Genomic DNA, 8,421 nt, shown 5'->3' on the forward strand with positions numbered 1-8,421 from the left:
TCGCCGGTGCACGCCTTCGCCGAGACCATGGGCCTGCCGGTGTTCACCCCGGCCTCGATGAAGGCCGCCGGGGCCGTCGACATCTTCCGCAGCCTCGATCTCGACGCCGCCTGCGTGGTCGCCTACGGCCAGATCCTCAAGCCCGGGGTGCTGGAGGCGCCGCGGCTGGGCTGTTTCAACCTGCACGGCTCCCTGCTGCCGCGCTGGCGCGGGGCGGCGCCGGTGCAGCGGGCGATCATGGCCGGCGACCGCCAGACCGGCGTGCAGATCATGCGCATGTCGGAAGGCCTCGACGAAGGCCCGATCCTGCTGTCGGAGGTGATGGACATCCGCCCCGACGACACCGCCGCGACCCTGTCCGAGCGGATGTCGCACGTCGGGGCCGGCCTGTGGCCGCGCGCCCTGGCGGCCATCGGGCGCGGCGCGGTCGAGGGCGCGCCCCAGACCGGCGAGCCGACCTGGGCCCGCAAGATCACCCCGGCCGAGGCGCGCATCGACTGGACCCGCCCGGCGGCCGAGATCGATCGCCACATCCGCGGTCTTTCCCCCTTCCCGGGAGCCTGGTTCGAGGCGCCGGGGCCCGACGGGCCGGTGCGCCTGAAGGCCCTGATGTCGCGGCTGTCCGGGCCGGGGGCCGGCGAACCGGGCGAGGTGCTGGACGGGGGCCTGCGCGTGGCCTGCGGCGAGGGCGTGGTGCGGCTGCTGACGGTGCAGCGGCCCGGCAAGGCGGCGCAGGCGGCCGAGGAGATGCTGCGCGGCTTCCCGATTCCCGCCGGAACGGTGCTGGCCTGATGCCCCGTTACCGGCTGACGCTGGAGTATGACGGCTCGGGCTACAACGGCTTCCAGGCCCAGGCGGACCAGCCGACCGTGCAGGGCGCGGTCGAGGCGGCGATCGCGGCCTTTTGCGGCGAGACGGTGCGGATCGCGGCGGCCGGACGCACCGACGCCGGCGTGCACGCCACCGGTCAGGTGATCGGCGTCGATCTGGAGAAGCCGTGGCCGGCGAAGACGGTGATGAACGCCCTGAACGCCCACATGGCCGGGGAGGCGGTGGCGGTGCTGGACTGCGTCGAGACCGGGCCCGACTGGCACGCCCGCTTCTCGGCCACCGGGCGGCGCTACCTCTACCGCATCCTCAACCGGCCCGGCCCGCCGGCGCTGGACCGGGGCCGGGTCTGGCACGTCAGGAAGCCGCTGGACGCCGAAGCCATGCAGGCGGCGGCGCAGACGCTGGTCGGCCTGCACGACTTCACCACCTTCCGCGACGTCGCCTGCCAGTCCAAGTCGCCGCTGAAGACCCTCGACGTCGCCCGCGTCTCCCGCGCCGGCGAGGAGGTGCATCTGGTGTTCGAGGCGCGCAGCTTCCTGCACCGGCAGGTGCGCTCGATGACCGGGACCCTGGCCGAGGTCGGGCAGGGCCGCTGGGCGGTCGGAGACGTAGCCCGCGCCCTGGCGGCGAAGGACCGCGCCGCCTGCGGGCCGGTGGCGCCCTCCGACGGCCTCTACCTGACCGGCGTCAGCTACTAGCGGCAATCCGCTTCTCTCTTGTCATCCCCGACGAACCCCGGCGAAAGCCGGGGGGAGATCGGGGACGGGACGGGCATGAATCTCTCCTCCCGGAAGCTGCGCCAGCAGCTATCCGGGAGACAGGTCAGACCGGGCGCGACAGCTACCCTGCTCCCGGACAATCGCGCCGCGATTTCCGGGAGTTCCTTCAGCGAGCCCGCCCCGTCCCGGCTCGCCCCTGCGGGGCGTCCGGGATGACAAGCCCTTACCGCTTGGCGCTCTCGGCCCCCGAGGTCACCGCGTCGCCGGCGGCGCGCACGTCGCGCCCGATCCCGGACACGGTATTGCAGGCCGAAACCGCGAGGGCGGCGGCGACGAGCCCGAGGGTGATGATCTTCTTCATGGGAGGTCCCCTTCGACGTGAATCCGCCCCTCAAACGTCAAGCGTGGCCGTGGGGTTGCATGGCCAAGGTTCGAGCCGTCTGCTAACCGCTCCGGCATGAGCCAGCCGCCGAACACCGCCGCCCGCCGTCTCGTCGAAACCCTTGTCATCAACGGGATCGACCGGGTCTTCTGCGTGCCGGGCGAGAGCTATCTGGCGGTGCTGGACGCGCTGGCCGACGTGCGCGACCGCATCCAGGTCATCGCCTGCCGCCACGAGGCCGGCGCGGCCAACATGGCCGAGGCGTACGGCAAGCTGACCGGCAAACCCGGCGTCTGCATGGTCACCCGCGGGCCGGGCGCGACCCACGCCTCGGTCGGGGTGCACACGGCGCATCAGGACTCCACCCCGATGATCCTGTTCGTCGGCCAGATCGCCCTGACCGACCGTGGCCGCGGGGCCTTCCAGGAGGTCGACTACCGCGAGGTGTTCGGCGGCCTGGCCAAATGGGCCACCGAGATCGAGAGCCCGGAACGCACCGTCGAGGTGGTCGAGCGCGCCTTCGCCACCGCCCTGCAGGGCCGGATGGGGCCGGTGGTCATCGCCCTGCCCGAGGACATCCTGCACGAGGACGGCGGCCCCGCGCCGATCCGGCCGGTGACGCCGGCGAGAGCCGCCCTGGACCCGGCCTTCGTCGAGGCGGTGCGGGGCCGGCTGGCGAAGGCCGAGCGGCCGCTGCTGGTGCTGGGCGGCTCGGGCTGGAGCGAGGCCGCCGCCGCCGCCATCGGCGACTGGGCCGAACGGCTGGGCCTGCCGCTGGCGCTGTCGTTCCGGCGCAAGGACCTGATCTGCAACGACCGGTCCAACTACGCCGGCGACCTCGGTCTCGGTTGCAATCCGAAACTGACCGCGCGCGCCAAGGCCGCCGACCTGATCCTCGCCATCGGCGCCCGTCTCGGCGAGAACCCGACCCAGGGCTACACCCTGTTCGACCGGGCCCGGACGGCCGAGATCCTGATCCACATCCATCCCGGCGCCGAGGAGCTGGGCCGCGTCTGGGCCCCGCTGATGAGCGCCACCGCCGACAGCTCGCTGGCCGCCCACGCCCTGTCCGCGATCGACCCGGGCCGGACCTGGCATGACGAGGCGGCCGCGGCCCACGCCGACTACCAGGCCTTCTCGACGCCCGTGCCGGTGACCGGCGCGGTCAATCTGAGCGAATGCATGGCCCATCTGGCCGAGGCCCTGCCGGCCGACGCCATCGTCACCAACGGCGCCGGCAATTTCGCCGCCTGGCTGCACCGTTTCCACCGCCACCGGGCCATGCGCACCCAGCTGGCCCCGACCTCGGGGGCGATGGGCTACGGCTATCCGGCGGCCCTCGCCGCCAAGAGCGTGCATCCCGACCGGGACGTGATCTGCATCGCCGGCGACGGCGACTATCTGATGACCGGCCAGGAGATCGCCACGGCGGTCCAGTACGGGCTCGACGCGGTGGTCGTGGTCGTCGACAACGGCGCCTACGGCACCATCCGCATGCACCAGGAAGGCTGCTATCCGGGCCCCGACCGGGTCATCGCCACCGACCTGAGGAATCCCGACTTCGTCAAATACGCCGAGGCCTTCGGGGCCTTCGGGGTCCGCTGCGAGCGGACGGAGGACTTCCCCGCGGCGCTGGCGGCGGCGCGCGGGGCCGGGCGTCCGGCCCTGGTGCATCTGATCGCCTCGGCCGAGGACATCGCGCCGGGTCGCACGATTGCGGGCCTGCGTTCGTAACAGGAGCCGCCATGCGCACCCTCGCCGCCCGCAGCGTTGGCGCGGAAAGGTTCGGCGCCTATACTGAAAACATGACCGATACGCTCCAGAAGGCGCTGAGCCGGGATGAGGCTGTTCGACGGCTCCGCGCGCTGGAGCCCGATGTACGGGCGCTTGGCGTCTTGTCGTTGAACCTTTTCGGCTCGACAGCGCGAAACGAAGCGCGTCCGGACAGCGACATCGACCTCTTCGGGGAGGTCGATCATGGCCTGGCGAAAGGCTGGAGTTACTTCGCCCTGAGCGGTCGCATCGGCGACCTGATGGGCCGGAAGGTCGATTTCATCGAACGCGAGAATCTTCATCCCATGCTGAAGGACCGGATCGAAGCGTCGGCCGTGGCCGTGTTTTGACACGCGATCCACGGCCGGCCGCCGTCGAGATGCTGAGGCGAGTCGAACGGCTTCAGGCCCTCGTGGCGCGCGGCGAACCGGCGTTGGTCGAAAACACCGATGAGCGGGATGTGGTCGAGCGATGTCTCTCGATCATCTCGGAAGCCAGTCGACGTCTGCCGGAAGACTTCAAGGCGCAAAATACCGACATCGACTGGCGAGGCATGGCCGACCTCGGCAATGTCCTTCGACACATCTATGACCGGGTTTCGCGAACCGAATTGTTGCGGATCCTGCGCGAGGAATTGGAACCGCTCAGAAAGGCCGTGCTGCAACTTCTGGTCGAGAAAAACTCATGACCGAAGAACACGACGCCGCGGCCGAATCCACCGACCGTCCCCTGACCCAGGACGGCCCCGCCGTGCGGCTGTGGATGATCGACGCCTCGGCCTACATCTTCCGCGCCTACCACGCCCTGCCGCCGCTGACGCGCAAGTCCGACGGCCTGCCCGTCGGCGCCGTCCAGGGCTATTGCAACATGCTGTGGAAGCTGATCCGCGACATGAAGGGCGAGGACGGCCCGACCCATCTGGTGGCCATCTTCGACCATTCGGAGAAGACCTTCCGCAACCAGATGTACGATCAGTACAAGGCCAACCGCCCGGCCCCGCCGGAGGACCTGGTCCCGCAGTTCCCGCTGGTCCGCGAGGCGACGGCGGCGTTCGGGGTGCATTGCGTCGAACTGCCCGGCTACGAGGCCGACGACCTGATCGCCACCTATGCCTGCAAGGCCCGCGACGCCGGCGGCGAGGCGGTCATCGTCTCTTCCGACAAGGACCTGATGCAGCTGATCGGACCCCGGATCGTCATGTGGGATCCGATGAAGGAGCGCCGCCTGGCCGAGGCGGCGGTGTTCGAGAAATTCGGCGTCACGCCGGACAAGGTGGTCGAGGTCCAGGCCCTGATCGGCGACAGCGTCGACAACGTCCCCGGCGCCCCCGGCATCGGCCCCAAGACGGCGGCCCAGCTGATCCATGAGTTCGGCGATCTCGACACGCTTCTGGCCCGCGCCCACGAGATCAAACAGCCGAAGCGGCGCGAGACCCTGATCGAATTCGCCGACCAGATCCGCCTGTCCAGAGAGCTGTGCCGGCTGACCTGCGACGCGCCGACGCCCGAGCCGATCGACGACTTCGCCGTGCGCGACCCGGACCCGGACGTCCTCGCCGCCTTCCTCGACCGGATGGAGTTCCGCTCGCTGCGCAGCCGCGTCGGCGACGGCAGGGCCCCGGCCCGCGACGGCGCCTCGGCCTTCGCGCCCAGGCCGATGACCGCCCCGGTGGCCACGCCGCGCTACGGCCAGGTCCCGGCCGCCGCCCCGGCCGAGGCCCAGGGGTTCGACGTCGAGGCCTATGTCTGCGTCCAGACCCTCGACGAGCTCGACCGCTGGATCGCCCGCGCCACCGAGGCCGGGGTGGTCGGCTTCGACACCGAGACGGACGCGCTCAGCGCGACGCATGCGGGACTGTGCGGCGTCTCCCTCGCCATCGGCCCCAACGACGCCTGCTATGTCCCCCTGACCCATGAGCCCGCGCCGATGGCCGGGGCGGGCGGGCTGGACTTCGGCGGCGAGGCCGACCCGCGCGAGCCCCTGACCCAGATCGACAAGGCGGAGGCGCTCAGGCGGCTCAAGGTCCTGCTGGAGAACCCCGCCGTCCTCAAGGTGGTGCAGAACGGCAAATACGACCTCGCCGTCATGGCCCGGCGCGGCATCCGCGTCGCCCCGATCGACGACACCATGCTGATCTCCTATGTGCTGGAGGGCGGGCTGCACGGCCACGGCATGGACGAGCTGGCGCGGCTGCACCTCGGCCACGACCCCATCGCCTTCAAGGCGGTGGCCGGCGTCGGCAAGGCCCAGAAATCGTTCAAGCATGTCGAGCTGAAGCCGGCCACCTGCTACGCCGCCGAGGACGCCGACGTGACCCTCCGCCTCTGGCGCCGGCTCAAGCCGCGGCTGGCGGAACAACGCCTGACCACCGTCTATGAGACCCTCGAACGCCCCCTGCCCGCCGTGCTGGCCGACATGGAGCGGGCCGGCGTCCGCATCGACCCCGACCGCCTCAAACGCCTGTCCTCCGAGTTCGGCCTGCGCATGGCCGAGCTGGAGGCCCAGGCTCACCAGCTGGCCGGCCGCCCCTTCAACGTCGGCTCGCCGCGCCAGATCGGCGACATCCTGTTCGGCGACATGGCCCTGCCCGGCGGCAGGAAGACCGCCTCCGGCCAGTGGGGCACCGAGGCCAGCGTGCTGGAAGATCTGGCCCTGAGCCACGATCTGCCGCGCGTCCTGCTCGACTGGCGCCAGCTGGCCAAGCTCAAGGGCACCTATACCGACGCCCTGATCGAGGCCGCCGACCCGGTCACCGACCGCGTCCACACCTCCTACCAGCTGGCCGCCGCCACCACCGGCCGCCTCGCCTCCAGCGACCCCAATCTGCAGAACATCCCCATACGCACCGAGACCGGCCGCCAGATCCGCCAGGCCTTCATCGCCGCCCCCGGCCATGTGCTGATCAGCGCCGACTACAGCCAGATCGAGCTGCGCCTGCTGGCCCACATCGGCGACATCCCCGAGCTGAAGCGCGCCTTCGCCGCCGGCATCGACATCCACACCGCCACGGCCAGCGAGATGTTCGGCGTCCCCGTCGAGCGGATGGACCCCGAGACCCGCCGCCGCGCCAAGGCGATCAATTTCGGCATCGTCTACGGCATCAGCGCCTTCGGCCTGGCCGCCCAGCTGAACATCGACCAGGGCGAGGCCGGGGCCTATATCAAGACCTATTTCGAGCGCTTCCCGGGAATTCGCAGCTACATGGACGCGACCCGGGCCGAGGTGCGCGCCCACGGCAGGGTCCACACCTGTTTCGGCCGCCGCATCCACATCCCGGCCATCCATTCCAAATCGGGGGCCGAGCGCCAGTTCGGCGAACGCGCCGCCATCAACGCCCCCATCCAGGGCGCCGCCGCCGACATCATCCGCCGGGCCATGGTCCGCATGCCGGGGGCCTTGAGGCGCGCGGGTCTCCAGACCCGCATGCTGCTCCAGGTCCACGACGAACTGGTGTTCGAGGCCCCGGAGGGGGAGGCCGACCGCGCCATCCCGGTGATCAAACGGGTCATGGAAGGCGCGGCGGAACCGGCCGTGGCGCTGTCCGTGCCGCTGGTGGTGGAGGCGCGGGCGGCCTCGAACTGGGACGAGGCGCATTGACGTTAGGGGCGCTAACGCTCGCCGCGCGGCGGCTCGCTGCTTGAGCACGGGGCGGTCCATTTCGTCGAGGCCAACGACATGGTCCTCGCCGATCATTGCGGTGGGGTCACCAAAATGATCCCGACTAACGAAGCGGGACCAGGTTGCCGGCGTCGGGAAAATGGTCTGGCCCGGTCCGGCGGCGATATCGCCGGTGAATCGCCGGCCCGATTGTTGAAATTTTCACCGATCGGGGGCATATGGACCCTGCAAAGTCCTTCCCGCGTCCCGAACTGTCGCCGTATGGCGTGCGTGTCCCGGTTCCGCCGGGACTAGGGGCCGGGAAGGCGCCTCCCTTTCAATGAAACCGCCAGACGTCGTCCAGCCGTGGACGCAGCATGTCACGCCAGCGATGGGCGTCCCGGCGGTCGGTGCGGAACGAGCGCGCGATCGCGCCGGCGCACATGTCGGCGAGCTGGATCAGCGGATCGGTCCTGGAATCCGAGAAGCGGCAATCCCGGACGGCCCCCTCGCGAGCCCTGCGGCGAATGGCCGTCGACAGCTTCTGTCGGAATTCCCGGTCGCCGGAGCCGTCGATGATGACCCTGGCGTTGGCCAGGCGGCCGTTGTCGTGGCGCAGCATCTGTTTGACGAAGAACTCGTAGAAGCTCTCCTTGTCGGTTCTCAGATGGGCGGAACGGATCACGGCCTTTTCGACGACGATGGCGCGGACCCGAAAGGGGCCCGCCGCGACCGCGCGAAAAAACCGGTCCCGCACCTCGTCCCGGCTCTTGCTGAATTTGAACTCGCCCTTGTGCACCTGGCGCGCGGCCGATCCGTCGATCAGGCGGCGGGTCAGGGCCGCGTCCTCCGCGTCGGCGAAAATGACCATGGCGGCGACGAACACCGGGGAACTGCCCTGGTCGACCTTGAAGCCCGCGTCTCCGCTTTCGTCTATGTAGACAAGCATGGCCGTATGATCGGCCGGATTGGCTTGGGTTGTGAAGGGGTGCACGTGAAGCCCCCCGAAGCCGAGGCCGACCGCACCATCGGGGTGATCAGGCGGGTGATGGAGGGGGCGGCGGAACCGGCCGTGGCGCCGAGCGTGCCGCTGGTGGTGGAGGCGCGGGCGGCGGGGAA

8 protein-coding genes are annotated in these 8,421 nt (G+C 70.4%); 6 read left to right on the forward strand and 2 right to left on the reverse strand.

Translation table 11 applies throughout. The features are described from left to right. Positions 1–792 (forward strand): methionyl-tRNA formyltransferase (locus tag Q0588_RS04645; protein WP_298744171.1); only part of this gene is annotated, 792 nt, incomplete at its 5' end. Then, on the forward strand, positions 792–1,529 hold the full coding sequence (truA, locus tag Q0588_RS04650; RefSeq protein ID WP_298744172.1) for a tRNA pseudouridine(38-40) synthase TruA: 738 nt from the start codon (positions 792–794) through the stop codon (positions 1,527–1,529). The genes Q0588_RS04645 and truA, both read left to right, overlap by 1 nt. 244 nt (positions 1,530–1,773) lie before the next feature. On the opposite strand, the gene Q0588_RS04655 is transcribed toward truA, so the two are convergent. Then, on the reverse strand, positions 1,774–1,911 hold the full coding sequence (locus Q0588_RS04655; protein WP_298744173.1) for an entericidin A/B family lipoprotein: 138 nt from the start codon (positions 1,909–1,911) through the stop codon (positions 1,774–1,776). A gap of 96 nt (positions 1,912–2,007) precedes the next feature. On the opposite strand from Q0588_RS04655, the gene Q0588_RS04660 reads away from it, so the two are divergent. The 4 genes from Q0588_RS04660 to polA are packed head-to-tail and all read left to right on the forward strand — an operon-like array spanning position 2,008 to position 7,302. Beyond that, positions 2,008–3,666, forward strand: coding sequence for a thiamine pyrophosphate-dependent enzyme (locus tag Q0588_RS04660; protein ID WP_298744174.1), 1,659 nt, complete (start codon positions 2,008–2,010; stop codon positions 3,664–3,666). 11 nt (positions 3,667–3,677) lie between these two features. Next, positions 3,678–4,055 (forward strand): nucleotidyltransferase domain-containing protein, encoded by a 378-nt coding sequence (locus Q0588_RS04665; protein WP_298744175.1) that lies wholly within the window; start codon positions 3,678–3,680, stop codon positions 4,053–4,055. Between the two features lie 29 nt (positions 4,056–4,084). Next, positions 4,085–4,393: a HepT-like ribonuclease domain-containing protein gene (locus tag Q0588_RS04670; protein WP_298744177.1), complete on the forward strand. Its 309-nt coding sequence runs from the start codon at positions 4,085–4,087 to the stop codon at positions 4,391–4,393. Further along, positions 4,390–7,302, forward strand: coding sequence for a DNA polymerase I (polA, locus tag Q0588_RS04675; RefSeq protein WP_298744180.1), 2,913 nt, complete (start codon positions 4,390–4,392; stop codon positions 7,300–7,302). Before Q0588_RS04670 ends, polA begins: the two co-directional genes overlap by 4 nt. Positions 7,303–7,639: 337 nt before the next feature. Here the strand turns inward: polA and Q0588_RS04680 are convergent, their stop codons facing one another. Further along, entirely contained in the window at positions 7,640–8,251 is a 612-nt protein-coding gene (locus Q0588_RS04680) for a DUF3800 domain-containing protein (RefSeq protein ID WP_298744182.1), read from the reverse strand. Positions 8,252–8,421 lie beyond the last annotated feature (170 nt).

Source organism: uncultured Brevundimonas sp. (assembly GCF_937870815.1).
Classification (GTDB): Bacteria; Pseudomonadota; Alphaproteobacteria; order Caulobacterales; family Caulobacteraceae; genus Brevundimonas.

Bases quoted from the DNA above. Each gene is read 5' to 3' on its own strand.
- truA (WP_298744172.1), top strand. From the start codon at position 792: ATGCCCCGTTACCGGCTGACGCTGGAGTATGACGGCTCGGGCTACAAC.
- Q0588_RS04655 (WP_298744173.1), bottom strand. From the start codon at position 1,911: ATGAAGAAGATCATCACCCTCGGGCTCGTCGCCGCCGCCCTCGCGGTT.
- Q0588_RS04660 (WP_298744174.1), top strand. From the start codon at position 2,008: ATGAGCCAGCCGCCGAACACCGCCGCCCGCCGTCTCGTCGAAACCCTT.
- Q0588_RS04665 (WP_298744175.1), top strand. From the start codon at position 3,678: ATGCGCACCCTCGCCGCCCGCAGCGTTGGCGCGGAAAGGTTCGGCGCC.
- Q0588_RS04670 (WP_298744177.1), top strand. From the start codon at position 4,085: ATGCTGAGGCGAGTCGAACGGCTTCAGGCCCTCGTGGCGCGCGGCGAA.
- polA (WP_298744180.1), top strand. From the start codon at position 4,390: ATGACCGAAGAACACGACGCCGCGGCCGAATCCACCGACCGTCCCCTG.
- Q0588_RS04680 (WP_298744182.1), bottom strand. From the start codon at position 8,251: ATGCTTGTCTACATAGACGAAAGCGGAGACGCGGGCTTCAAGGTCGAC.